Genomic DNA, 26,266 nt, shown 5'->3' on the forward strand with positions numbered 1-26,266 from the left:
TACTCACACAGCCCATTATAAAAAGACATACAAGAACGGTTGTAAACCTCATCATTCTCAAAAAGATTTTCCAGAAGTTTCAGTAAGGTAGTTCACTATATCTGTTACACTTGCATAAGGCTTCCTATTTTTATCAACAAGAGAGCTGTACCGTTTTAGAATTGCTCTACATTAGGTTAATTTCCTTTTTCAAATCTCTAAACTTTGAAGTAGCCATACTCACAACACAACGCTCAGAAAGAATGCCCCCGTGTCGGTTCTTGGAAATGATAATTTCTACCTCATTTTTAGTACTTTCATTATTGTATTCCTTATCCCAATGGTCAATACCGTAATATTCAGGGCGATAGAGGAATACCACTTCATCGGCATCTTGTTCAATAGCGCCAGAGTCTCTTAGGTCAGAAAGAAAAGGACGCTTGTCTGTGCGCTGCTCTACATTTCGTGACAGCTGAGAAAGAGCAATCACAGGGATATTGAGCTCTTTTGCAAGTCCTTTCAAACTGCGAGAAATAAAGGAAATTTCCTGCTCTCTATTACCAGCTTTGGGATAGGTAATAAGCTGTAGATAGTCAACAAACAATATGTTGATATGATAGCGAAGAGCCATTGACTTTGCTTTCATTTTAAGATTTTCAATTGAAATAGACGAAGTGTCATCTATATGTATTTTCATTTGGGTAAGATTGTCTTTCAGAGAGATATAGCGATACACTTCCTCGTCTTTAAGTCCTTTGCGAAGAATGGAAGAATTAGGAATATCAGTATAATTAGTAATAATTTTAGAGGCAATTTGCTCTGCCGACATTTCCAACGAAAATACCCCTACCGAATATCCTTGAGCTACCATATCTACAATTTGTTGTACTAAAAAAGTAGTTTTCCCCATACCAGGGCGACCTGCAACAATGGTAAGATTAGATTTCTGCCAACCTCCAAATACTTTATTGATAATAGTTAGAGAACTTTGTAATCCTGTGAGCTTCCCTTGATGAATACTCTCGAAATTCTTTTGCACAGCCTCTACTAATTCAGGAAACTCACGCGTTTGACGGTTATTTTCAATAAACTTATCAATAAAAAGGTTATTAAAGTATTGAAAAGCCTTATCGCGTATGTCGAATATATCATTCTCTTTCTTTTGAGCCATACTGAGAAGTAGGGAGAATTTATTGATAAAATCCTGTTTTACAGATTCTTGTACCAAAAGCATTATATGGTACTCTATATTAGCAGATAAAATCGCAAAATTAGCCAAATCAATACAGTAAACAGTGTATGAATTTAGTTTCTTCTTCTCAAATTCTTTTCCTAATAGTATTAAATCTACAGTGCCGTATTGTTTCCAAACTCGCACAATAGTTTCGTAAATAGCTTGATGTTGTGGTACAGAAAAAAGATAAACACTCAGCATATTATAGTATTGTGCAATGAGTTGGGACTCACTCACAAGATTGCCAAGTACGTATTTTTCTATATCTATATCGATGTTTTCATTCATTGTAAGTAGATTTAGGTCTGTTTATTTTTGGAACATTAAAGATGTTTTTATTGTTTGACCTCAGATAAGGCATAGTGTTTTTAAGAGTTTGCTTCCAATTTACAATAGGTTTGTTATAACCACTTACCCAGCCATCATCTTTCCAAGTTTCATATTTTATTTTTAAGTGTACATCTAACCCCTCTTCATAAATATCTAAAGTTCTAGCAAAGTTCATAAATTCTTCAAAAGAAGGAATGTTAAAAGGCATCATAGGAGTTTGTTTTTCCTTAGATTTCAAAGAAGGGGAGGCTACTGGTATAGGTTCTTGAACCAAAGGTATAACAGGAATAGCAGGGGCTATAGATTTCTTATCTACTGTTTTTTCTTTTTCTGCGATAGAAACAACTTCTTTTCCTTTACGAATAATATAGTCAGATATGATTTTGTATATCGTAGGAAACCCTTTACTAATTTGATAGTTGATAAGGCCTAAATCTCTAAGTTTTTTTCTATTTTTTCTAACGGAAACTCTTGTGATTATCAGTTTTTTTGAAATATCATAATCCGATATTTCGAAATCTTCTTTATTGTTTTTGTCCCAAGTTTCTAATAGAAAAAGATACATACAAGTAATAGAATAGCTTTGAGGAAATTCCTCATTCATTCTCCAATATTTCTTTATTAGTTCAAGATATTCCATTGCTATTCTTTATTCTTATTCAAGAGTTCTAAGGCTTTTTCTATGTCAATAACAATTATTTTTCCATTCTGAAATATAGCCTCATCTATGATGCCTGAGTTTTTAATTTTACTTGCTTTTGCACGTGAACAACCTAATATTTTAGCTAACCCTTTTATACCATACTCGTATTTTTTCTTAGGGAAGAGAGTCGAGAATTGATTCTGAATTTCTACTATAAGTTCTGCTTTTAGTTCTTGTAGGGTAAGTTTAAACAAAGGTGTATTGGGATCTAAGTTATTCATAACGTTTTTGAAATAGAGTTATAGCCATTTCAGCATCAACTATTATTTTGCGTCCATTCTGAATAATAGCCTTATCTAATATTCCAGAATTTTTAATGTTTTGTGCGTGTGATTTAGAACATCCCAATATGGATGCAAGACCTTTTAAACCATATACGTATTTCTTTTCTAAAGATTTATCTTTAGAAAAAGAACTTACTTCAATAGTTTCTGTTCCCTCTGTGTCAGAGGATAAAAAAGCTAATATATTTACTATTTTTGATTGTATTTCAATAAGTTGTTCTCTTACTGTTACTTCTGTGTTATGTGTTATTTTCATAAAGGTGTTATTTTTTTGTTAAACACATATTCAGCTAATGTTTGACAGTTTTCTCTGTCAAGATGCCGAATAAAATCAATCCATCCTAATTCATTATTTTTGTATTGATCACGGGCTCTTTGTGCTCTATCAATAAGATGAGATACCATTGTATTCGGAATTTTACCTAAGTAAATTTCACCAACAATATCTATACTCTTGTTGTACAAAAACATTACGACCTTTAAAAGTAGCTTTACTTCTAAATTTATTGCACAATTGATTCTTGGATAGTTTATTGTTTTTAATCTAACCTTAATTGCTTAGCTCTTTGCCTACAATTACAGGTTTTTCAGAACTAAAATCGTGGAAGATTTGCTCTTCGGTGAAGCCTTGTTCTTTGTAAAATAGAACAGCTTCCCAAAGAGTCAAATTACGACTGTTTCTGCGTGCCAATCCTAATACTGATTGCTGTTGGTTACCTAGTCTTTTAGCTAACTCAATGCTAAAATTGTTGTCGTTCAAAATTTTTTCGATGATAATTTTACTTACTTTCATTTTTTATTTATATATTTGCCAATTATTTAGTAATTGCATTTTAAACCTAAATAGATTTGTATTTCGGCTGCAAATATATAGATTAAAAACTAAATACAAAAGAAAATTAGATAAAAAGCTAATAAAATATTTTTCGCTATGGTGGAGAGAATTTTACAATTTATTGAATATAAAGGAATTAGTAAGTTGGCTTTTTATAGAGAAGTTGGGCTTTCTAACGGATTTTTAGATAAAAATAAAAGCGTGGGAACTGATAATTTAGTTAAAATATTAAAGTCTTATCCTGAAATAGAACCTTTGTGGTTGTTATTAGGAGAAGGAGAAATGCTAAAAAAAGGGACTGTAGTCATTGATAATTCTAATGTCAAATCAAAAAATAGCTTCGTCGCTAATAATATCACTGGTGGAAATGTAACAATTTCTATTTCAAATGAAGATGTTTCTAAAATAATAGAACAACATAAGGAACTTACCGAACGACTTAAAACAAGTCAAGAACAAATGAGTACATTGTTGGAAATTTTAAAAAATACTCAAAAATGAAATTCAAAAATGTAGTACTTTTATTTTTAGCATTTTTACTAAACGTTATTGCTTATTCTCAAATTAGCACAGAGAAAGCACAAGAAGATTTGGCTAAAACCATCTTTAAAGAAAGTAAAGAAAAAGCTAAACTAACTTCGTTTGAAAAAGAAGATGGAGTTAAGAAAGTGAAAAATGATATTCCCTATTACTCTATAAAGTTTATAGGGAAAATACAATTTTTAAAGAATGGAAATATTCAGCTTATGCCATTTCTTAATAGTGCAAAAAATAGTTTTCTAGAAGTAATAGATAATAATGGTGATTTCTATTCCAATGGAGGTCTTTTTAGGCTTGTATACAAAGATGAGGTTTTAAATATAGAAGGAAATATACAATATATAAAAACGGAAAATGGTTGGAAAGCTAAAACAATTTTAATAGCTATAAAAGAAAATAAAAAATGAACTTAAAATATCATTCTCAATTTCTATTAGATAAGGAAAAGGATAAATCTGATGCTCGTACTCGTTATCGCATAAAGTGGGGAGGTAATATTGTTGCCTTCAATCTTGGTTATCGCATCGAAGTGGAGAAATGGAGTTATGAGATACAGCGTTGTAAAACCAATACTACACACGGAAAAAAGAAAGTTCCTGCAAGTGTTATCAATAGAAAATTACAACTATTTGAACAGGCCTGTGAAGATACTATTAAGTATTTTGAAATTCAGAAAGTAATACCTACTAAAGAGCAATTTCAATCTGTTTTTAATTCCAATATTGGTAGAGAGAAGAATGTAGTATTAGAAAAATCATTCTTCCAGTATTATGATGATTTTATGGCTGAGGAGGGAGCTTTTAATCAATGGACAGTTGCTACTAAAAAGAAACTTCACGTTATAAAAAATCATTTATTTAACTTTGACCCTGAACTTACTTTTGAAAAATTCACTGAAGAGAAATTAGTAGAATATCTTAATTATTTACAAGAAGAATTGAAGCAAAAAAATTCTTCTGTTTTAAAAAATATATCTTTTGTAAAATGCTTTTTACGTTGGAGTAATAAGAAAGGATATAATACAAATATTTTCTTTGAAAACTTCAAACCTAAGTTAAAGACTACACAAAAGAAGATTATTTTCTTGACTCCTTCAGAATTTAAACAATTTAGAGAGTTTGAAATTCCAAAAGAAAATAGTTATCTTGAAAAAGTACGTGATGTATTCTTATTTCAATGTTTTACTGGGTTACGGTATTCGGATGTGGAAAACTTGAAAAGGAGTGATGTAAAAGATAAATTCATAGAAATAACTACTGTGAAAACTAATGATAGTTTGACAATAGAATTGAATGAACATAGTAAAAAAATACTAGATAAATACAAAGACTACCAAGATAAAAAAGAACGAGCTTTACCTGTTATCACAAATCAAAGAATGAATGACTACTTAAAAGAATTAGCTCAATTAGCGGGTATTGATGAACCTATTCGAGAGACTTATTACATAGGAAGCAAACGCTTTGATGAGGTAATTCCTAAGTATGCATTATTGAGTACTCACGCAGGAAGACGTACATTTATTTGTAATGCACTGTCTTTAGGTATACCCCCTCAAGTAGTTATGAAATGGACAGGACACAGTGATTACAAAGCTATGAAACCTTATATTGATATAGCCGATGAAACCAAAGCAAACGCTATGTCAAAATTTAATCTTTTGTAGAGTTCATTTGTGTCCCTATTAGAAAAATCAGGGACTAAAAATAGTTATCTTTATTAGTGTTTATTAGTTTCTATTAGTGTTTATTTTTTTATAAGTAACTTAAAATCAATCATTTTATTCTTTATTAGTTTTTATTAGTATTAAAGTTTAGTCCCTCTCTCTCCGCAAAAAAATCCATTATAACAAAATAAAGTGTTATAATGGATTTTTTTATTATTAATAATTGATGATTAGCGATTTTTTATTTCAAATTCTAATATATTATACATATTTTCAAGTTGATATACTACTTTTTTATTTAAAACATATCTGATAATAATAATTTTTCTACAGCTTTATAAAAAATCTTTAATGATTTACAGTTGTTAAGCCATTCTGTAATTTGTACATTCAGTTCTCTGTGTCTGTCTTTAAAATAGGTATGATGATACTCTATTCCTCTAGCTTGTAAGCTATACATAAAAATTTCTTCAAAATAACGAATTGCATTCATTTTATAAGCATTAGCCATCCAGCAGTCTAATAAAGGCTGAATGGGCAATCCTGCTAATCCAAAACAAACCAACCAATCTTCAGCATTGGTGATTTCAGAGTGTCTTTCACTGAAAACTTTAAAAAAAGCAAGAGAAAACCGCTTTTAAAAATCTATTTCGGGAGCTTCCCACAAGTCAAGACGTTCAAAATAGCATTTAGAGAGCGATAATCCCTCGTCTATATAAAATATTTTACCCTCACAAAGGAGTTCAAGCATACGTGGTAAAAAATAATGAACTTCTACAATAGCCTTAACTATACTCACTAATATAGCTTCTACATAGGTGCTAATTTGTTGAAGTGAGAGCTTCTAAAGGGGATAGGGCATAAATCATCTATTTCAGCAGGAGTAATGCAATTGTCACAATCACATACTGATAAATGTTTATCAATCAAATAAGAAAAAAAGCTATAGGCTTCTTCTATATAAGGACTTAATTTGTTTGAATATTTCATCTTTTGTAACTTAACCAAATAGCTGTACCCCCTCCTTTACGGTCATAAAGAGCCTCAATCTTTCCCCAATCAAAAGAGTGATTATCACCAATGTGGGCTGTGAGCCATTGTTTGTAATATTTTTCAGTTTTCAATTCGTATTCTTCACTCCAATCTTCCCACGAAGTCTGTCGTTCGTTCATCAAAAAACATAAACATTCAAGTTGCTCACCTTTAAAACAAAGTGAAACATCAAAGAGTTTTCCTTCAAAAGAACAATTGTAAAAATATAGCCAATAGTATCCTGTACCTACCTCCCATATTTTATTATTTGGAAAACGTTCTCTAAGATTAGAAAAAGTTGTATTAGTTGTAATAGTTTCACTTTCTATGAGAAGGAAATCTCCATTATGAATGTTTAAAAAAGAAGCTGTTTTTTTCATTTTATAACTTGTTACTCAACTGCAAAGATATAATTTTTTGTTAATATTTTTTATACCCAACAGAAAAATAGTACTTTTGCCTATCTAATACATCAAAAAAATGAATATAGCCATAGTGTGTTATCCTACCTTTGGAGGTAGCGGTGTAGTTGCTACCGAATTAGGAATCGCCTTAGCCCGTAAAGGTCATCAGGTACACTTTATTACTTATAGTTATCCTGTGCGTTTAGACTTCTTGGAAATGAACATTCACTTTCACGAAGTACACGTAGAGGAGTACCCCTTGTTTCATTATCAACCTTACGAATTAGCGTTATCAAGCAAAATGGCTTATGTGGTAAAGACTTACAACATTGATATTTTGCACGTGCATTACGCTATTCCACACGCTTATGCAGGCTATATGGCAAAGCAGATGCTCAAACGTGAAGGGATAGAAGTGCCTATGATTACCACTTTACACGGCACAGATATTACTCTTGTAGGTAATCACCCTACTTATAAAGAAGCGGTAACGTTTAGCATCAACGAATCGGATGTAGTAACCTCGGTATCCGAGAGTTTGAAACGAGATACATTGCGCCTTTTCAATGTAAATAAAGATATAAAAGTTATTCCAAACTTTATTGCCTTAAAAAAAACTGAATCTATTTCTCCTTGCAAACGAACAGTAATGGCAACTCCCGATGAGGTAATTGTAACTCATATTAGCAACTTTAGGAAAGTGAAGCGTGTAGACGATGTGGTAAGGGTATTCTATGGCATTCAGCAACAACTTCCTGCCAAATTGATAATGGTAGGTGACGGACCTGAGCGTGAGATAGCCGACCAGCTATGTAAGGATTTAGGTATTAAGAAAAAGGTGCTTTTCTTGGGAAATACATCTGATATAGGCCGTATATTATGTTTTACAGATTTGTTTTTACTCCCCTCAGAATCCGAAAGCTTTGGACTTTCAGCCTTAGAGGCAATGGCTGCAGGTGTACCCGTAGTATCAAGTAATGCAGGAGGCTTATCGGAGGTAAATGAAGAAGGTGTATCAGGTTATTTATGTCCAATAGGCGATGTGCAAACAATGGCTGAAAAAGCTATTTATATTTTGAGTGACAAAGACCGCTTGGCACAATTTAAACAGAATGCTCGAAAAGTAGCAGCACGTTTTGATGAAGAGAAAATTATACCGATGTATGAAGCTCTTTACTACAATGCTATAAAAGAAAAATAAAATATTATGGCAACATACAAACGCCCCATTACCTTAGAAACCGCGCTCAAAGAAGTAACCGAGGAGCGCTTTTGTAAAGGACATCATTACAAAGATGTTGCCCTAACCGACGAGATGGTTGAACAGATCGTGCAAGTAAAGTCGTTGGTCAATATGGGCTTTATCAATACCGCGATTACTGATGAAGCACTACAATACTTGGCGACTTTGCCCAAACTAAAACTCCTTTTCTTAGAGGGTAATAAGCAAGTTACAGGCGAAGGCTTTAAGTACTTTGTCGACAAACCTATCAACCATATCTCGCTGGACGGTTGCCCCGTAACTGATGAGACACTAAAAATTGTCCTACAAGTACCACGCCTAAAGTCTCTTTCGCTAAAGAGAACACGGGTTACTTTTGAGGGGCTAATGGCTGCGGCACATTACAACAAGGTGAGTTTCTACCTTGATAAACCTTTCACCGCCGATCAGATAAAAGCCTTTGAACAAGCCCAACGCACCGCAGGCAAGAAGAAACCAACGACAACTCCTACCGATGATCTGCCTGTAGTAAAGCAATTACTCTTAGATTTCTTTGTGGCAATGACCGAGTGGGAGGCTTTCGCTACCAAAAATGACGATACCCGAGAGGGCGATCTTTTGGTAAGAGAAAAATGCAAAGTCCTCTTCAAAAAGTATTGTACCGACAAGCGTAGGGCAGGCTATCGCCCTGAAGGAATTAGTTATTCTTTAGATAAAGGTGGTACCTATGGTGAACATCAAATTATCGATAGTGAGGTGGTTACTAAGAATAAGATATACCTCTACACTCAAGACAGACATAATTGTCAGTTTCGCTTTCTCATCATCAGAAAAGAGGGGGAGTGGAACATTGACGAATGTCAATGGCACGATGGGGGCTGGACTAAATACGGATTATAATAATGAAAACAGTAAAACAACTTATAGAAGACGAACTTCAGAAAATAATTCATCAGCTTAAAGAAGTTTCTCTTTTGCAAGAGGAGAAACAAGCACTTCTAAGCTATAAAAAGGAGTTAGAACAACTATTGTTCCTCAAAAAACTTTCGGATACTTATCATTTGGAACCTAAAGAGATAGAGCATATTATTGTGTTGCCTCCGCCTCGTACAGATTTTTCTAATTTCCGTCTTGTAGATGATGCTGAAACAGAAGAAAAACAATGGTGGGAGGAGTTAAAGATAGAAAATAAACCCATTTGGCTTTGTGAAGGAGATATTTTGATTAAGAAAAGATAATTCAAAAATATAAATACAATGAAAGATATATCTCAAATATTTAAATCAGACATAAAAATAGAAAATGTGAGACAAGAAAATGGTATTTTTTGCTGTATGAATGACCATTTTGTCAGTGGAGACAATCAAAAGTATATGAAAATGTACGATTGGATGTCTTTCTTTTATGATTTTGGAGAAAAATGGATAGGAAAAATCAAGTATGGAAACGCCATTGACCACCTACGTACGGAATTGATGAGCCGTTTGGAATGGAAAAATAATATTTCTGTGCTTTATGTTTCCATAGGTACAGGAGCGGACTTGCGTTATCTACCCCAAGGGATTGATCTGAAAACAATAAACCTTGTAGGAGCCGATATTTCTATGGGAATGCTCAAAAGATGTAAGAAGCAGTGGCAAAAGAAAACAAACCTTACCCTTGTGCAATGTCCCGCCGAGGAATTGCCTTTTGCCGATAATACTTTTGATATTGTGTTTCACAACGGAGGCATCAATTTTTTCAACGATAAAGCCCTTGCTATGAACGAAATGCTCCGAGTTGCCAAACCAGGTAGTAAACTCCTTATCGCTGATGAGACAGCCGACTTTGTGGAGACCCAATACAAGAAAAGCGTCTTTTCTAAATCCTATTTTGAAGGCAAAACGATTGATTTGAACGCCATAGAACAATGTATCCCAGCGTCAGTGACTGAAAAGAAAACAGAATTGTTCTGGAATAACAAATTTTATGGAATTACTTTTAGAAAAACAACTAAATGAATGCCTTACAAAAACGATTAGCACAAATAGGAACGGAACCTCACGAAAATGGCTTGTGTGATGGAATAGTATATGAAGACTCAGAAGACCAATGTTATTGGATTTATAACCACTATTCCTATTGCGAATGGCTTAAGCACAATATGATGCACTATGCAGGACTTAGCAGGGAAGATGCTACTGAAAAATTAGCTCAAAATAGCCTGTTTACAACCCCACCTAAAGATCTTGATAATCTATTTTGCATTACGCACGAGCTCACCTATCACAACGCAATGGAGATAGCCAAAGGAAATATGTATTGGCAGGACGGAACGCCCTCTGATACTAATGGCTTTCAGGAAGAATACGATGTTTGGTATAAGCAAACCAAAGAAAAATATCACTTGAACGAAGAATACGAGATACTTAGTTTTGAAGAAGTATTGAAATTAAACTAAATGAGTTACATAACCTTTAAAAGCAAGCTCATAGAGCAAAAAGTAAAGCAATATCTGAAAAAGAAACACGCTGACCTTCTTGTAAAAGACGGAAGGAGAGTATTGGTCAAAGAAGAAAGCGCCCCTTTGATTACCAAAATGCTTATTCATAACGATGATTTGCACTCGGAGGACTTAGCCGACTTGCAAATGTTCCCCAATATAAAGGAATTACAGTTGTTGTCGGACAATATAACCCACTTGGAAGCCTTGCCTCCCTTGGAGAAACTACAAAAACTCTATCTAAGTGTCAAGACAACGGATTATACACCTCTTGCTAAGTACAAAAAACTTAAAAAAGTAGAGGTTTATGATAGTGGGGTGAGCGATATAACTCCTTTTTGTGAACTTACGAAACTGAAAGAGTTAAAACTATCGTGCAATAAACTCATTTCTTTGGAGGGCATACAACGATTACAAAACCTTACCGAACTTTGGTTGGATAGAAACCAAATTACAGATATATCTCCTTTGGCGTGGCTGCCCAATCTTGAATATTTGCAATTAGAGAGTATCCAAATCAGTGATTTATCTCCATTGAAAGCCCTTAAGAAGCTCAATACCTTATATTTGTATCACAATGAAGTAAAAGACCTTTCTCCTTTGAAGCATTTATCTTTAGAGGAATTGAACTTAGAGCAAAACAAGATAGAAGACCTTAGTGATTTGGTAGGTATAGAGACCCTTCGGAACTTAAAGATATGTTTTAACCCTATAAAGGATGCCTCTCCTTTGCTGAAAATGCCTTATTTAGAGTTTGTTTGTACAGATGCTAAGGATATTTACTTACCTTTGAACGTTACCTCGGTAAGAGTGTAATAAGAGAAGTCTTTGGAGGGGAATATCCGAACTTTGAAGAAGCTGACATCTATATATTTAGTAGAAAAGAATGAAAAAAATGACCTTATTAGCCTCTTTATTAGCCCTATTTTCTTGCAAAAGTTCCCCAGAAGAGCGAAAAACCACCGAAGCCTTTCCCCTGCAATCCCTACTCACCTATGAATATTGCGGAGAAAAGGACGGCTTCCAATATTTCTTATTAGGCAACCAATGGGAGCGTAAAGTGTTCAAAGTAAAAAGCTCAGAAATACACATTGATCCTCAATATGCCTTCCACGCTGATCCCCCTTTTGAGCCTAAAATACCTATTACCCCCGTTGAACAAGAAAGAGTCTTTGCCGAAATCCCTATGAATGGACAAAAACTTTATTTGTATAAGGACAATATTGTACAACGTTATTTCCTTAGCTGTTCTGACCTACACAAAAAAGAAACAAATCGCCCTACCTACCTATATGATGAAGTAAGCCAACAGGATGCTGAGGCACACCAAGAAGAACGTGCCTACTATATAGGTTATTACAAAGAGGAGCTACTCATTCGTTACCAAAAAATATATAGGGGAGAGATGTTAATAGAGAAAGAAATAGAATATTAATATATTTATTATCAGTTAATTAATTTGATTTATTGCAAAAAAAAAATGTATTTTATTTTGTTACTTCAAATAAATATACTACTTTTGCGCCCTGAATTAAAAATCATTTAATCATTTTATTTTTATGAATCAATACGAAACTGTTTTCATTTTGAATCCCGTTTTATCTGAAACACAGATAAAGGAAGCAGTAGAAAAGTTTGAAAATTTTCTTACTTCAAGGGGGGCAGAATTTGTAGCAAAAGAGAATTGGGGCTTGAAAAAATTAGCTTACCCAATCCAAAACAAAAAAAGCGGATTTTATCACCTCTTTGAATTTAAAGTAGCTGGTGAAGTAATCGACGCTTTCGAATTGGAATTCCGTCGTGACGAACGTGTTATGCGTTACCTCACTGTGAAATTAGACAAGCACGCCATCGAGTGGGCTGAAAAAAGAAGAGCTAAGTTAAACACTAAAAAAGCGTAAGAAAATGGCAGTAGAACAAAAAAAAGGAGATATCAAATACCTCACTCCACTAAACATCGACACTTCTAAACAAAAGAAATATTGTCGCTTTAAAAAATCAGGTATTAAATACATTGATTACAAAGATGCTGACTTCCTCTTGAAGTTTGTGAACGAACAAGGTAAATTGCTACCTCGTCGCCTTACTGGTACTTCATTGAAGTTCCAACGCAAAGTGGCTACCGCTGTGAAAAGAGCTCGCCACTTAGCTTTAATGCCTTATGTAGCCGATTTATTAAAATAATAACAAGGAGTAGAAACTATGGAAATTATACTTAAACAAGACGTACATAATTTAGGTTTTAAAGACGATGTCGTTACTGTAAAAAACGGCTATGGTCGTAATTACCTCATTCCGCAAGGATTCGCAATTTTAGCTACTCCCTCAGCAAAAAAGGTATTAGCTGAAAACTTAAAACAAAAAGCTTATAAAGAGCAACACATCATCGAAGAAGCTAAGAAAACTGCTAAAGCTCTTGCTAACTTGGCAGTGAAAATTGTAGCCAAAGTAGGTGCAGGTGATAAACTCTTCGGTTCTGTTAATCACGCTGATGTTGCTCAAGAATTAGCTAAAGCTGGTCACGATATCGATAAAAAATTTATCTCTATCGCAGGTAACACTATCAAACGTACAGGTAAATACAACGCTGCTATCCGTTTACACCGTGAAGTAATCGTTGATTTCCCATTCGAAATTGTAGCAGAAGTAGCCAAAGTTGAAGCTAAACCTGCTGAAAAAGTGGAGGAACCTAAAACTGAGACTCCAACTGAGCAATCTGCTGAAAACTAATAAATTATAAGTAGTAAATAGTTCATATCAATTATAATTTTTGATACCTATTAAAGACGTAAAATCTTTGGTAGGTATTTTTTTTACAAATATATTTTTTTTTCTCAAAAATAATATCTACCTTTGCCTCGTTTTTTAGCAAGTTTCTTATTACAATGGAATCAAAAATTAATACAGTCGGCCTAACTATATGGGGCTACAAACAAGGTTGTAAAGTATTAGCTTCTCAAGGAGTTAATTTTCAACTTAAAGAGGTTAAAGATAGATTAAAAGACCTTAGTGCTTTTATTCGTATCCACACTCCTCGTGTAGATTTCTACACACTTCAATTTACGCAAAACTACAAAATATACACCCAGTACCGTTCTTCTCGTGAAGTAAATGGTCAAACAGGAGTGTATATTGCTATATCGTTGTATGTTCCTCACACTTTGCAATGGCGTGGAATACGACAAGTACTCAACTTATTGATGGATATGTACTTCGCTGAACATATCAATTACGAGAATGGTGCGCCTTTGCTCAACGAAAAAGAAGATATCTTCCCTTATTTCAATCTCCTACGTGGCTATGAAAAACAACTTACTGAAGAACTTCAGCCTAAGCCTTGTACTTTAGAAATGCCATATACTCCTAAAATTTTTTCTTATAGTGATATTTATGAAGTAGATAAGTATTTTAATATGCCTTATCGCCCAGAGTTCGATAATATTCAGGACGTTGTTTTCTTGAGAAAAGAATTTGTAGAGAATCCTCGTGCTTATAGTATAGAACTTTTCTTTCCTGAATATAGAACTCAGCAAAATACAACTGCAACTACTAATAATAGTGGTACATCTCACTTTACTATTGCCGACAAGAGAATCAAAGTTCTGGCTTTTATGAGAAATGGTAGAGATGTGAGTACTACTTATGAAAGCGAGATTTTCTCTGATGATGATACTATAGAGTTACTCCTTGAGAAGTCTAAGTATTACCAAATGTTCTCCTATAACGATACCGTTAAGAAAGCAATCAAAAAAGGATATATCAAGCGTACTAATAATAGTTATAGCTTAGAATTTATTCCTTTTGTAGAAAAGGAAACCAAACTCTATGTAGAAACTCCTCAGTACGACTTCCAAAAATACATCACTTTCTTGTCCTTAGAAAGTGGTAGTTTCAAGATAAAACCTCATAGTGATAGCAAAGGCTTTTATTTCCTTTTCAAAGGTGATGAGGCTCAAAAAATATTTAATATTAGCTATAATGGTATTGTCTTTAGAAGTAATTATGTAGTGGATGAGAGAATCCCTCTCACTATACCTTTTGAGCAATATCACTTTACAGTCGTTTCTAATAAAATAGTAGCTGTAGCATTGAAAATCAACGGGATTGTGTTTAGCACTTCTTTGCGTAGCGATTCGCCTATAGAGATAGTTCTTCCTGAACACTTGTATCACTTTGAGTTTGAAAATCAAGAAACTAAAAGAGTGATAAGTATCTCTAAAAGTGGTGAAATAAACTATGAAATCGAGGGTAATGTACACAATCCTCAAATGCTTGCTTCCGAAAGTCCTAGAGCAAAAAATCAACTTGCTGTGATAAACAACAGCTTAGCTACTGTGGGTGACAATAAAAATGAACCTATACACAAATCTCGCTTCTTCTGGCTCAAAATAGCATCTATAGTGGTGTTTGTTTTGGCATTAGTGGGAATAGGTTATTGGTTTATTTTCCCTATGCTTAAAGACCCTACCAAGGCATACATTGCTTTCAAATCGGAAAGCAAAATCGAAGATATCCATTTCTTAACAAACATAGACGAACATAATTATGAAATTGATAGTACTTACATTCGTCTCAAAAAAGGCTTACCTGAAACTGAAACTAAATTGGTAATTACTTTTGCTGAAGAAGGAAAAGATACTGTTGTGTTCAATAAAGAACAACTTGCTAAATTAGCTACAATGGTACAGGAAGGCAATAAAGATACTCTTAAAATTGATGTAGTATCTCCAGCTCGTTTCTTCCTTGCTGAAGTGCAGAATTGGAAAAGTACTCATGCCGACCCTAAAGGAACTCTTTTCTTAGCCGAAGCAAAAAAACGCAATTACCTCACCGAAAAATTGCGCCCTGAATTTGAAAAAGCTGTATGGGAAAATTTCTTAAAAGATTTTGATTATTCTGCTTATAATAGCGAACAAGTTGATAGCTTGTTACGCCCTTATTTAAGAGGTGGAGCTTCAGAGTTGAAATCTTATCAAAAAGATTTAGAGCAAATTATTTCTCAAACTAAAAACCGTGAAAACCAGGAGGATAATGTAGTTGAAATAGCTACTCCTGCACCTGAACCTACAAGAGAACCTAAACCTATTGCAGCTCCTAAAAATAATCCTGAACCTAAGAATACTCCCCCTGTCGAAAGAACTACTACAACTATAGTAGAAAAAACTGATGGTAAAACTGTAGTGAGACACATCAGAACAGGTGCAAGACCTCAAGCTACAAATGTAAGCCTTACCGAAGAGTTTATTGCTGATTTGAAACGTTTCAACTCTCCATCTTGCTCTGAAAGTGTGGTAGATAAGGTAAAAATCAATGCAAAACGCCTAAGCAATAGTGACTGGGAAGTGGTATCTTACGATTTTAACCAAAATAAAAACGAAATCGAAGAACGTGTCAAACAATACGTAGCTTTCTTTACAGCTGTAAGAACAGGAGGTAGTATTGATAATCTTAAACCTCCTTATTTTGGTGGACAATCAAATATTATTTATTTCCTTAAAAAAGGAAATAATTTCGATATTGTAAAAGGAAAAGCAAATCTAAAAACTTTTACCGATATTCGTCAAGCGATTATCAATACAGGCGTAGATCCTAAATCAATACGATAAATAACCATAAAAAACAATATACTATGTTAGAAGTTTTCAATAACCTTGATACTCTTTTAAAAGGATTTTGGATGATAGCAATTCCTACTTCAGTGATTTTTATCATTCAAATGATTCTTACATTCATAGGAAGTGACGCCTCCGATGGTACTTCTGCCGATTTTGACGGTGATCTCAACGGAGGCGACACACCTTTCCAGCTTTTCTCTTTCCGCAATTTGATTAACTTCTTGTTAGGATTTAGCTGGACTGGTATTTCATTTTATAAAATTATACACAATCAGCTCTTACTCATAGCTTTAGCTACTATAGTAGGAGCTTTGTTTGTATATCTTTTCTTCCTTATTATCAGAGCTCTGATGAAACTTTCAGAAGATAATACTTTCAAATTCTCTGAAACCATAGGCAAAACTGCCGAGGTTTATATCCCTATTCCTGAATACAAACAGGGAAGAGGCAAAGTAACCATTAGTGTGCGCGGTACTATACACGAATTAGATGCTATGACCACCGGTGAACGCCTCCCTTCTAACACCATCGTGAAAATAATTTCTGTAGACGATACTGTTTTATTTGTAGAACGATTGTAACAATTCAAAATTATTTTGTACTTTTGCCCTCTATAAAACATAATCATAAACACAATGAAAATAGCTAAAAAAATACTGAAATGGGGAGGTATCTCACTTTTACTCCTCATTATTGCAATGCTTGCTATCCCTTTTTTCTTTAAAGATACTATCAAAGAAAAGGTGATTGAGATGGCAAACGAGAATTTGAAAGCGAATATTGCTTTACAAGATGTAGATATCAGTCTATTCAAAAACTTTCCTAAGGCACACGTTACTCTCAACGATTTTGTTTTGGTAAACAAAGAGCCTTTTGTAGGCGATACCCTTTTTGCTGCTAAACATATTGATGTAACTTTGAGTATCAAAGATTTATTAGCGGGTAACTATAATTTGTTAGGAGCTAATGTAAAAGATGCTTCTGTATACATCCACCTCAATAAAGAAGGAGCTGGTAACTTTGATATCGCTATCCCTTCCGATAAACCTGAAGAAGAATCTGCCCCTATTAAACTTGATATTCAACAATACAACATCGAGAATTTGAAATTCACTTTCAAAATGGATGATGGTAACCTATTTATGGAAGTAGCCGACATCTACCATAGCGGAAAAGGTAACTTTGCTGAAGAAGTATTAGATTTAGATACACAAACTAAAGCCAATGTAACTTTTGCAATGGATAAAAGTACTTTTATGAAACAAGTCCCCATTACACTTCAAGCTATTTTAGGCATCGACCTAAAAAATCAAAAGTACACTTTCAAACAAAATAAAGCTACCGTAAATCGATTAGATTTAGTATTTGATGGTTTTATTCAACTGTTAGAGGAAGGACAACATTACGACCTTACTTTTAGCACCCCTACTAATTCATTTCAAAACTTCTTAGCTCTTATCCCTGAAGAGTATGCTAAAAGTATTGAAAATGTAAAAACTACAGGTAATCTCACACTCAAAGGCTTTGCTAAGGGAGATATGGTAGGTGATAAAATCCCTACTTTTGGTCTTGAAATGTATGCTGATAATGCTTCTTTCAAATATCCAAACCTCCCTAAAACAGTGCGTGATATCACTATCGACCTCAAAGTGAATAATGCTACAGGTATTACTAATGATACCAAAGTAAACCTCAATAAATTTACAATGAGTATCGACCAAGACCACTTCTCAGCCCGTGCCAATGTGAGCAATATGGTAGTAAATCCATTTGTTGATTTAGCGATAAAAGGTACTATCAATTTGGCTAACTTATCACAAGCTTATCCTATTTCGTTGGATAAGAAGTTCTCCGGTATTCTTCGTGCCGATATCGCTACACAGTTGGATATGAAATCAGTAGAAACTAAAAACTACCAAAATATCAAAGCGCAGGGTAATTTGTCGCTTTCTCAATTTGTATACGCGGGCGAAGAGTTTGTAAAACCTTTCCATATCGATAATTTGAATGTAGCATTTAGTCCTTCACACATTGGGCTGTCTCAATTCGATGCCCGTACGGGTGAAACCGATTTGCATCTCACAGGAACAATCGATAATCTATATGGTTTTGCTTTCAGAAAAGAAATCCTCAAAGGGAACTTTAACCTTTCTTCTAACAAATTGGTGGTAAATGATTTTATGCAACCTGCTACTGCCGAAACAGCAACTCCTAAACAAGAAACTAAAGAAGCCCCTAAAACAACTGCTAAAGCTCCTGCTCAATCAGCTATAAAAGTACCCGCTTTCTTAGATTGTGCACTTACTGCCAAAGCTAATACGGTGTTATACGACAATTTAAAATTAAGCAACGTATCAGGTAAGCTAATTATAAAAGACCAAAAAGTGGCTTTAGAAAACTTAAAATCAGATATTTTTGGAGGGAATATAGCACTTACAGGTGATGTGTCTACCAAAGAAAAAATACCTACCTTTGACGTAGACTTGAACCTCAATCGCCTTAACATATCCGATGCTTTTACACAAATTACTATGCTCGAAAAGATAGCTCCTATTGCAAAAGCCGTACAAGGAAAAGTGAATACAGTTATCAATGTAAAAGGTAATTTGAAAAACGATTTAACTCCTGAAATTAACAGTATCTCTGGCGACCTATTTGCCGCGCTTATAGACTCTAAGATTGACAGCCACGGTTCTCCTCTACTCTCAGCCTTAGACAGTCAGTTTACAGGATTAAATTTAGCCAATCTCAACCTGAAAGATGTAAAAGCAGCGGTTGATTTTGAGGATGGAAAAGTAAAAATTAAACCTTTTACTATCAAATATAAAGATGTAGCCATAGAAGTAGCAGGTTCTCACGGATTTGACCAACAGATGAATTATAAGCTCACTTTCAATGTTCCTCCTCAAATGTTAGGTAAAGAGGCTGAAGGTTTGTTGTCAAAACTCACTCCTGAAAATCAGAAAAAAATAACCAACTTGCCTGTGGTAGCAACCGTAGGTGGAACTTTCAAAAAACCTCAAGTAAGCACTGATGCCAAAACCGTAGTAAAAGATTTGGCTACCCAAATAGCTAAAAACCAAATTAACAACCTTACCGCTAAAGGCACCGACGCATTACAAAAGGCTTTAGGAGGTAAAACCAGTTCAGGTACAGCAGGCGAAATCACAAAAACTGTTGGTGGACTGATGAAAAACAGAGATAGCACAATGACTAAAGTGAAAGAAAAAGCCAAAGAAGAGGCTAAAAAGGAAGCTAAAAAACAATTAGGTAACTTCCTTAAAGGCTTAGGAGGAAAAAATGAAGGCGAATAAAAACAAAATTAATTGAATTATATATGTATAAAGTAGTACTTTTACGCCACGGACAAAGTGAATGGAACAAGCTCAACCTATTCACAGGGTGGCAAGATGTAGATTTAACTGAGCAAGGAGTACAAGAAGCTCGTGAAGCAGGACGTGTTATGAAAGAAGAAGGTTTCAAATTCGATGTTGCCTACACATCTGTACTTAAAAGAGCTATCAAAACCTTGAACAATGCTTTAGAAGCAATGGGTGACCTTTGGGTACCTACTCACAAAAGCTGGAGACTCAACGAGAAAAGTTATGGAGCATTACAAGGCTTAAACAAAGCTGAAACAGCTGCTAAATATGGTGAAGACCAAGTACTTTTATGGCGTCGCTCTTACGATGTACGCCCTCCATTTATCGAAGAATCCGATGAACGTCACCCTTCACACGACCGTCGTTACAACTCACTTACTAAAGAGGAAAAAACTCCCGGAGAGAGCCTTAAAGATTGCTATGATCGTATGTTGCCTATATGGTTCAACGAGATAGCTCCTGACATCAAAGCTGGTAAAAGTGTGATCATTGCAGCTCACGGTAATAGTTTGCGCTCATTAGTTCAATACCTCGATGGACTTTCTGAGGATGAAATCCTTAAACTTAACATCCCTACAGGGGTACCTTTGGTGTATGAACTTGATGCTAACTTAAAACCTATCAAACACTATTACTTAGGTGACCAAGAAGCAATTGCAGCTGCTATTAACAGCGTTGCAAATCAAGGAAAATCAAAATAGTATTTGTTTTTATAAAAAATACCTCCAAGAAATTTTATCCTTTCTGGAGGTATTTTTGTCCTCTATAAAATGAGTATATTCCACAACTTGAACCTTAAAAATATCTAAATGAATGTTCCAGACTATAAAATATTCCTCACTTTTTTCTATCCAATGTGTTTGTAATTCAAAAATAATAATTATTTTTGCACTCAAATAGTAATATACTATTTCTGAAGTATAAGATAATTTAATTACTAAAACCTTTGGTCGTTGAAAATGAACATTTTATTTTTAAGTTATTTTCACTCTGCACGCACTCATTCTCTACAAATTAAATTTAAGGCTAAAAGTAGTCTTTCACCACTTCGTATTTGAATCAGGTGTAGTTAGGTAATAAATAGGTAACAAATTAAGGTTGCCTCAAATGTTTTTTTATAGAAAATTACTCATTATTTAATTTACACTGTACAAATGAAAAATAAATATATCGACCTAATTGACCAAACCTACTATTTTCCACAAGATGAATTTACTTTAGATGGCGATGAACTTCGCTTTCACAATATTGATTTGATGGAACTTGTACGCAAGTATGGAGCTCCCCTCAAATTTATGTATCTACCCAGAATATCCGAGAATATTCAACGTGCCAAAAAATGGTTTGAAAAAGCTATTAAAAAACACAAATACAAAGGGGCTTATAACTACTGTTATTGCACCAAAAGTTCTCATTTCAAACACGTAATGGTAGAAGCTTTGAAGAATGATATCCACATGGAAACCTCTTCAGCTTTTGATATCAACATTATCAACAACCTTATCAGCGAAGGATTGATTACCAAAGAGAATTATATTTTGTGTAATGGCTTCAAACGCGATGCTTATATTGATGGCATTGCCGATCTTATCAATCGTGGCTATCAAAATTGTATTCCTATCATTGATAACTATGAGGAAATCAATTTGTTTGAAGAAAAAATAAAAGGCTCATACAATATTGGTATTCGTATTGCTTCTGAAGAAGACCCTCGTTCTGAGTTCTATACCAGTCGTTTAGGTATTGGCTACAAAAATATTGTACCTTTCTACAATCGTGAGATTAAAGATAACCCTAAAGTACGCCTCAAAATGTTGCATTTCTTTATCAATACAGGTATTAAAGATAATGCTTACTATTGGAATGAACTCTTGAAGTGTTTGCGCGTCTATATCCAACTTAAAAAAGTAGCTCCTGAACTTGATAGCCTTAATATAGGTGGAGGTTTCCCTATCAAGAGTTCGTTAGCTTTTGAGTACGACTACGCCTATATGGTTGATGAGATTATCCGTCAGATAAAAATTACTTGCGACCAAGAAAAAGTACCCGTACCCAACATTTTTACTGAATTTGGTAGTTTTACAGTGGGTGAGGCAGGAGGCGCTATCTACGAGATAATGTACCAAAAACAACAAAACGACCGCGAGAAATGGAATATGATTAATTCCTCTTTCATTACTACTTTACCCGATTCTTGGGCTATTAATAAACGTTTTGTATTATTACCTATCAACCGTTGGAATGATGAGTACGAACGCGTACTCCTCGGTGGACTCACTTGTGATGGTGATGATTATTACAACAGCGAACAAAATATGAACGCTATCTATCTGCCTAAATATAACAAAAATAAACCACTCTATATAGGTTTCTTCAATACAGGAGCATACCAAGATAGTATTGGTGGGGTAGGGGGATTGCAACACTGCCTCATTCCACAACCTAAAATCGTACTTATCGATAAAGATAAAAATGGTAACCTTACCTCCCGTCTCTTTATGGAACAACAAAAAGCTGATGAAATGCTAAAAATCTTAGGTTACTAAAATTTAAGGTATAAACTTTGTAGAACCTTTGTCAAAGTCCTTTACGACTTTGACAAAGGTTCTACAAGCCCTAACTCCTTTTTCTTTAACTTCTGACAAAATGAAATACATAATTCTTTTTTTCTTATCAATCACTACTTTATGGGCACAAGATACCACAGCTACTAAAAGATACCACTATAAAGTGTGGATAAAACCTTCATTGAGTATCAATTATCTCGCAGTTGATATAGAAGACGCTCCTATTAATAAAGATTTGAAAAATAAAACAATATTACCTAACTATCCTCTTACAATGGGGTTGGGGTTAGGAGTACATAATACCTATGTAAACCTTGATTATGCTAGAGGTTTAATGCCTTTGCGCAACGAAAATAAATATGGAAAAACGAGCTATTTTGATTTTCAATTACATTCCTTTATTAGCAATAAGTTTTTGTTAGATATTTATTATCAAAGTTATAAAGGTTTCTATTATGAAAATGGTCAAAATATACACCTTCTCAAAGATGCTCGTGTACAACAGATAGGAAGTGAATTTTTGTATTTTACCAAATGGAGAGAAACCTCTTTAAAAAATATATTTAATCCAGAAGGTGAACCACTAAAACCTTTTTTCAGTTTCTATTTTGGAGGAGGTGTTTTCCATCATAAACTCAGCTTGCCTCTTGTGGATCCAGATAGAACTGACGATTTTAAACATATACAAGCTGGATTTAGTGGAGGGGTAGCCAATCTTTGGCAACTTGCCCCCAATCTCACTTTTAGCGGCTTAATAGGATTAGGATTTTATTTTGGTGGAGAAACAGCTCCTATAAGTAAAATGAAAATCAATCAATATGTAAATTTTAGATATAACATAGCTCTTACTTACAAAATTAAAAGTTCAACAATAGATTTTTCAATATTGCATAACAACAAGCGTGTATATTTTAATGATTCCGACCTTGTAAGTATTAAAAACTCTACTTTTAGAATTAGTTTCACACAACAACTCAATGTTACTACCCGTCATAACAACAAAGTGATGAGGTTCTTAGGAATGTAGTCTATTCCTTTGAAAAAGCAATAATCTAATAATCAAAATAATACAATTGGTATAATATTTGTTTCTAAATAAAAAGTTAAAAATATTTGGTATTTTTAAAATAAAGCACTACATTTGCGACTTATAAATGAATACATAAAACAAAAAACTGTTTTAAAATTGCAAAACAATATGAGAAAACCATTATTAATGGCTGCTGCTCTACTTATTTCGGCAGTCGCATTCGGACAAAAAAAAGAACTTAAAGAGATTGAAAAACAAATCCGTAAAGGTGATTTAACATCAGCTCAAAGTGGTTTAAATGCCATTAAAGGAAGTATAGAAGGTACTGAGTTCGCTCCTCAGTTCTATTTCTTAGAAGCTCAAGCTAATATTGAGCTTACTAAAAAAAACAAAAGTTTGGCTTCTTTGCAAAACGCTACCGCTGCTTTTGCTAAAGTAAAACAATTAGAAGGCGGTAAAGGAAAATATACTAATCAGTTACAATCATTAGCTGATGAAGCTATAAACTTTGCAGTAGGGCAAGCTCAAGAGAAGTACAAAGTTAAGGATTACAAAAATGCTTCAATAGCTTTTGAACAAGTATATCGTCTTAGCGCTCGCGATACTGTGTTCTTGTACAATGCTGCTGTAGTAGCAGTGGAAGGTAAAGACTATGATAAAGCCGTGAAATTGTACTCAGAACTTAAAGACCTTGGTTATGATGGAGCTGAAACACTTTATATCGCAACCAATAAACAAACTAAACAAGATGAGACTTTCGCTGATAAAAACCAAGCTGAACTAATGGTAAAAGCAGGGACTCACGAAAAAGCAAGAGTTGAAAAAACGCCTTCTAAACGTGCCGATATCATAAAAAACATAGCCTTTATCTATGTAGAACAAAAGAAAGTTGATGAGGCTATCAAAGCATTTGAAGATGCTAAAAAAGCATATCCTAAAGATGCGAACATCATCCTTGCTGAAGCTAATGTATACTTGCAGTTAGACAATAAAGAAAAATTTAAACAACTAATGCAAGAAGCTGCTCAACTTGATCCAAATAATGCTGACCTTCACTACAATATTGGGGTAATCAATATGCAACAAGGTAATATTTTAGAAGCTCGCAAAGGTTTTGAACAAGCGCTTAAAATTAAACCTAACTACGCCGATGCCGCTTTGAATATCTCTACTACCTACATCAACGAGGGAAATAGTTTGATTGAGCAAATGAACAAATTAGGAAACTCTAAAGCTGATATTGCTAAATTTGAAGCATTGAGAGATCAAAAAGATAGTTTATTCAAAAAAGGTGCTGAAGTATTAGAAAACTATACCAAAGCAAATGGTAATGTTGAAAACATCTTAGAACAATTGAAAAACATCTATGGAGCTTTAGGAGATAGTGCTAATTTCCAACGTGTAAAAAAACTTTTAGGACAATAATTGAATCCTATGAAAATAAAAAATAGGAATTAGACTTTTCTCTCTAATTCCTATTTTTTTATTCCTATTCAATAAAATATTCTATTTTGTCGAAATGCGTTATTTTATAGAACTCTCTTTCTTTGGTAAAAACTATCACGGTTGGCAATCTCAACCGAAGGCTATTTCTGTGCAAGAAGTTTTAGAGCAAGGACTTTCAACAATACTTCGAACTCCTGTAAGTGTAGTAGGAGCAGGACGTACTGATAGTGGTGTACATGCTTCACAAATGTTTGCTCATTTTGATGTAACCGAACCTTTACCTACCAACTTTGTACACAGATTAAACGCTTTCTTACCAAAAGATATTGCTGTTCACAACATATATGAGATGAAACCAAATGCTCATACCCGATTTGATGCTCTCAAACGTACCTATCAGTATCATATTAGTACTCAAAAAGATGTGTTTGCGTATGATTATGCAATGTTTTTCACTCATCCATTAAATGTAGCAATAATGAATGAAGCTGCTCAAATACTCCTTGATTATAGCGATTTTCAATGTTTTTCTAAAACTCATACCGATGTAAAGACTTTTATATGCAGAATTTATAAAGCACATTGGGAGAAAATAGACAAACAACTTATCTTTACCATCACAGCCGATCGTTTCTTGCGCAATATGGTGCGTGCTATTGTAGGAACTCTTATAGATGTTGGATTACAAAAGCTATCACTTACAGACTTTGAAGATATTATTCTCAGCAAGAATAGAAATAAAGCAGGAGCATCAGTGCCAGCTTGTGGATTGTTTCTCACTCATATAGAGTATCCTGAAGATCTTTTTATTCAAAAAATCAATTAAATATTAGTATTATTCAGTGAAATTCACTACTTTTGCAAACTTTTTAAATAAAACTATAAATGAAATATCTACAAAACAAATACTTAAAAATAGTTGTAGCTGTCCTTATTGTAGCTTGGGCAGTATATCAATTCACTCGAGGAAATATAGGGAATGGTATTGCTCTCATTTTTCTATCACTTATTCCTATTTTATTGTATTTTCGCAATGAGTTTATATTGCTTACCTTTTTGCGTTTGCGAAAACAAGATTTTGCAGGAATGGAAAAATGGCTTGGCAAAATCGTAGACCCAGAAACAGCCTTATTACGCAAACAACAAGGGTATTACAACTATATGTACGGAATTATTTATTCGCAAAAAAACCTTACACAAGCTGAAAAATACTTTCGTAAAGCCTTACAATTAGGGCTCACAATGAATTACGATGTAGCAATGGCAAAATTGAGTTTAGCAGGTATAATGATGCAAAAACGCAAAAAACGCGAAGCCCAAGAGCTTCTTACAGAAGCTAAAAAGTTAGACAAGCAAAATCTTATGACCGAACAAATAAGAATGATGCAACAACAACTTAAGAAAATCTAAATAAAGAATAGGTCAGTATATTGATTTTAAAAATTTTAAAACAGATAAAAGAGTTAAAAGTAACATTTTACTCTTTTATTTTTTTATTGTTAACATAATAATTT

General features: G+C 33.9%; 31 protein-coding genes. 22 read left to right on the forward strand and 9 right to left on the reverse strand.

Annotated elements, in window-relative coordinates; genetic code table 11:
- Positions 1–166: 166 nt before the first annotated feature.
- The 5 genes from HMPREF9073_RS13390 to HMPREF9073_RS13415 form a co-directional block, all read right to left on the reverse strand.
- Positions 167–1,501 (reverse strand): DnaB-like helicase C-terminal domain-containing protein, encoded by a 1,335-nt coding sequence (locus HMPREF9073_RS13390; RefSeq protein WP_009751017.1) that lies wholly within the window; start codon positions 1,499–1,501, stop codon positions 167–169.
- The gene (locus tag HMPREF9073_RS13395) at positions 1,494–2,183 is read right to left on the reverse strand and encodes a hypothetical protein (RefSeq protein ID WP_009751018.1); all 690 of its coding nucleotides are present in this window, start codon (positions 2,181–2,183) and stop codon (positions 1,494–1,496) included. The genes HMPREF9073_RS13390 and HMPREF9073_RS13395 overlap by 8 nt, the downstream gene beginning before the upstream one ends.
- Positions 2,184–2,185: 2 nt before the next feature.
- The gene (locus HMPREF9073_RS13400) at positions 2,186–2,467 is read right to left on the reverse strand and encodes a DUF3853 family protein (protein WP_009751019.1); all 282 of its coding nucleotides are present in this window, start codon (positions 2,465–2,467) and stop codon (positions 2,186–2,188) included.
- Positions 2,460–2,786, reverse strand: a complete 327-nt coding sequence (locus HMPREF9073_RS13405) for a DUF3853 family protein (protein WP_009751020.1) — start codon at positions 2,784–2,786, stop codon at positions 2,460–2,462. The genes HMPREF9073_RS13400 and HMPREF9073_RS13405 overlap by 8 nt, the downstream gene beginning before the upstream one ends.
- A 294-nt stretch (positions 2,787–3,080) precedes the next feature.
- On the reverse strand, positions 3,081–3,323 hold the full coding sequence (locus tag HMPREF9073_RS13415; RefSeq protein ID WP_009751022.1) for a hypothetical protein: 243 nt from the start codon (positions 3,321–3,323) through the stop codon (positions 3,081–3,083).
- Positions 3,324–3,461: 138 nt separating this feature from the next.
- Here HMPREF9073_RS13415 and HMPREF9073_RS13420 point away from each other — a divergent pair, with 138 nt between their 5' ends.
- Genes HMPREF9073_RS13420 through HMPREF9073_RS13430 form a run of 3 tightly spaced genes read left to right on the forward strand, consistent with a single transcriptional unit; the run spans position 3,462 to position 5,571 of the window.
- Positions 3,462–3,866, forward strand: a complete 405-nt coding sequence (locus HMPREF9073_RS13420) for a hypothetical protein (protein ID WP_009751023.1) — start codon at positions 3,462–3,464, stop codon at positions 3,864–3,866.
- Complete coding sequence (locus HMPREF9073_RS13425) at positions 3,863–4,312, forward strand: hypothetical protein (RefSeq protein ID WP_009751024.1); 450 nt, start codon at positions 3,863–3,865, stop codon at positions 4,310–4,312. Before HMPREF9073_RS13420 ends, HMPREF9073_RS13425 begins: the two co-directional genes overlap by 4 nt.
- On the forward strand, positions 4,309–5,571 hold the full coding sequence (locus tag HMPREF9073_RS13430) for a site-specific integrase (protein ID WP_009751025.1): 1,263 nt from the start codon (positions 4,309–4,311) through the stop codon (positions 5,569–5,571). The genes HMPREF9073_RS13425 and HMPREF9073_RS13430 overlap by 4 nt, the downstream gene beginning before the upstream one ends.
- A gap of 298 nt (positions 5,572–5,869) precedes the next feature.
- Here the strand turns inward: HMPREF9073_RS13430 and HMPREF9073_RS16435 are convergent, their stop codons facing one another.
- The 4 genes from HMPREF9073_RS16435 to HMPREF9073_RS13445 form a co-directional block, all read right to left on the reverse strand.
- Positions 5,870–6,064 (reverse strand): hypothetical protein, encoded by a 195-nt coding sequence (locus HMPREF9073_RS16435; protein ID WP_232212987.1) that lies wholly within the window; start codon positions 6,062–6,064, stop codon positions 5,870–5,872.
- Between the two features lie 144 nt (positions 6,065–6,208).
- A complete protein-coding gene (locus HMPREF9073_RS16440; RefSeq protein WP_009751027.1) occupies positions 6,209–6,370 on the reverse strand; it encodes a hypothetical protein in 162 nt (53 codons plus the stop codon).
- An 11-nt stretch (positions 6,371–6,381) separates the two neighbouring features.
- Positions 6,382–6,561, reverse strand: a complete 180-nt coding sequence (locus HMPREF9073_RS16445) for a hypothetical protein (RefSeq protein WP_009751028.1) — start codon at positions 6,559–6,561, stop codon at positions 6,382–6,384.
- Positions 6,558–6,983, reverse strand: coding sequence for a hypothetical protein (locus tag HMPREF9073_RS13445; RefSeq protein WP_009751029.1), 426 nt, complete (start codon positions 6,981–6,983; stop codon positions 6,558–6,560). The genes HMPREF9073_RS16445 and HMPREF9073_RS13445 overlap by 4 nt, the downstream gene beginning before the upstream one ends.
- 100 nt (positions 6,984–7,083) lie before the next feature.
- On the opposite strand from HMPREF9073_RS13445, the gene bshA reads away from it, so the two are divergent.
- The 19 genes from bshA to HMPREF9073_RS13540 all read left to right on the forward strand — a co-directional run bounded on the left by bshA (position 7,084) and on the right by HMPREF9073_RS13540 (position 26,162).
- Complete coding sequence (bshA, locus tag HMPREF9073_RS13450; protein ID WP_009751030.1) at positions 7,084–8,208, forward strand: N-acetyl-alpha-D-glucosaminyl L-malate synthase BshA; 1,125 nt, start codon at positions 7,084–7,086, stop codon at positions 8,206–8,208.
- 6 nt (positions 8,209–8,214) lie between these two features.
- Complete coding sequence (locus tag HMPREF9073_RS13455; protein ID WP_009751031.1) at positions 8,215–9,129, forward strand: NTF2 fold immunity protein; 915 nt, start codon at positions 8,215–8,217, stop codon at positions 9,127–9,129.
- 2 nt (positions 9,130–9,131) lie between these two features.
- Positions 9,132–9,467, forward strand: a complete 336-nt coding sequence (locus HMPREF9073_RS13460) for a hypothetical protein (RefSeq protein WP_009751032.1) — start codon at positions 9,132–9,134, stop codon at positions 9,465–9,467.
- 18 nt (positions 9,468–9,485) lie between these two features.
- Positions 9,486–10,229 carry a class I SAM-dependent methyltransferase gene (locus HMPREF9073_RS13465; RefSeq protein WP_009751033.1) on the forward strand — a complete coding sequence of 248 codons (744 nt, stop codon included), beginning with the start codon at positions 9,486–9,488 and terminating at the stop codon, positions 10,227–10,229.
- Complete coding sequence (locus tag HMPREF9073_RS13470) at positions 10,226–10,669, forward strand: hypothetical protein (protein ID WP_009751034.1); 444 nt, start codon at positions 10,226–10,228, stop codon at positions 10,667–10,669. Before HMPREF9073_RS13465 ends, HMPREF9073_RS13470 begins: the two co-directional genes overlap by 4 nt.
- Positions 10,670–11,527 (forward strand): leucine-rich repeat domain-containing protein, encoded by an 858-nt coding sequence (locus HMPREF9073_RS13475; protein WP_009751035.1) that lies wholly within the window; start codon positions 10,670–10,672, stop codon positions 11,525–11,527. It abuts the gene before it with no gap.
- A 79-nt stretch (positions 11,528–11,606) separates the two neighbouring features.
- The gene (locus tag HMPREF9073_RS13480) at positions 11,607–12,146 is read left to right on the forward strand and encodes a hypothetical protein (RefSeq protein WP_232212989.1); all 540 of its coding nucleotides are present in this window, start codon (positions 11,607–11,609) and stop codon (positions 12,144–12,146) included.
- A gap of 124 nt (positions 12,147–12,270) precedes the next feature.
- The gene (gene rpsF, locus HMPREF9073_RS13485; protein WP_002679068.1) at positions 12,271–12,612 is read left to right on the forward strand and encodes a 30S ribosomal protein S6; all 342 of its coding nucleotides are present in this window, start codon (positions 12,271–12,273) and stop codon (positions 12,610–12,612) included.
- A 4-nt stretch (positions 12,613–12,616) separates the two neighbouring features.
- A complete protein-coding gene (gene rpsR / locus HMPREF9073_RS13490) occupies positions 12,617–12,895 on the forward strand; it encodes a 30S ribosomal protein S18 (RefSeq protein ID WP_002671374.1) in 279 nt (92 codons plus the stop codon).
- Between the two features lie 18 nt (positions 12,896–12,913).
- The gene (rplI, locus tag HMPREF9073_RS13495) at positions 12,914–13,441 is read left to right on the forward strand and encodes a 50S ribosomal protein L9 (protein ID WP_009751037.1); all 528 of its coding nucleotides are present in this window, start codon (positions 12,914–12,916) and stop codon (positions 13,439–13,441) included.
- Between the two features lie 155 nt (positions 13,442–13,596).
- Positions 13,597–16,317, forward strand: a complete 2,721-nt coding sequence (locus HMPREF9073_RS13500; RefSeq protein ID WP_009751038.1) for a hypothetical protein — start codon at positions 13,597–13,599, stop codon at positions 16,315–16,317.
- Between the two features lie 23 nt (positions 16,318–16,340).
- Complete coding sequence (locus tag HMPREF9073_RS13505) at positions 16,341–16,907, forward strand: NfeD family protein (RefSeq protein WP_009751039.1); 567 nt, start codon at positions 16,341–16,343, stop codon at positions 16,905–16,907.
- Between the two features lie 54 nt (positions 16,908–16,961).
- Complete coding sequence (locus HMPREF9073_RS13510) at positions 16,962–19,640, forward strand: AsmA-like C-terminal region-containing protein (RefSeq protein ID WP_009751040.1); 2,679 nt, start codon at positions 16,962–16,964, stop codon at positions 19,638–19,640.
- 23 nt (positions 19,641–19,663) lie between these two features.
- A complete protein-coding gene (gene gpmA, locus HMPREF9073_RS13515; RefSeq protein ID WP_009751041.1) occupies positions 19,664–20,410 on the forward strand; it encodes a 2,3-diphosphoglycerate-dependent phosphoglycerate mutase in 747 nt (248 codons plus the stop codon).
- 453 nt (positions 20,411–20,863) lie between these two features.
- Positions 20,864–22,255 (forward strand): Pyridoxal-dependent decarboxylase sheet domain protein, encoded by a 1,392-nt coding sequence (locus HMPREF9073_RS13520; protein WP_009751043.1) that lies wholly within the window; start codon positions 20,864–20,866, stop codon positions 22,253–22,255.
- Positions 22,256–22,355: 100 nt separating this feature from the next.
- Positions 22,356–23,303: a DUF4421 family protein gene (locus tag HMPREF9073_RS13525; RefSeq protein WP_009751044.1), complete on the forward strand. Its 948-nt coding sequence runs from the start codon at positions 22,356–22,358 to the stop codon at positions 23,301–23,303.
- A 171-nt stretch (positions 23,304–23,474) separates the two neighbouring features.
- A complete protein-coding gene (locus tag HMPREF9073_RS13530) occupies positions 23,475–24,731 on the forward strand; it encodes a lipopolysaccharide assembly protein LapB (RefSeq protein WP_009751045.1) in 1,257 nt (418 codons plus the stop codon).
- A gap of 94 nt (positions 24,732–24,825) precedes the next feature.
- Positions 24,826–25,578 (forward strand): tRNA pseudouridine(38-40) synthase TruA, encoded by a 753-nt coding sequence (gene truA, locus HMPREF9073_RS13535; protein ID WP_009751046.1) that lies wholly within the window; start codon positions 24,826–24,828, stop codon positions 25,576–25,578.
- Positions 25,579–25,637: 59 nt separating this feature from the next.
- Positions 25,638–26,162 carry a tetratricopeptide repeat protein gene (locus tag HMPREF9073_RS13540; RefSeq protein WP_009751047.1) on the forward strand — a complete coding sequence of 175 codons (525 nt, stop codon included), beginning with the start codon at positions 25,638–25,640 and terminating at the stop codon, positions 26,160–26,162.
- Positions 26,163–26,266: the final 104 nt, after the last annotated feature.

It is taken from the genome of Capnocytophaga sp. oral taxon 326 str. F0382, assembly GCF_000318295.1.
GTDB lineage: Bacteria > Bacteroidota > Bacteroidia > Flavobacteriales > Flavobacteriaceae > Capnocytophaga > Capnocytophaga periodontitidis.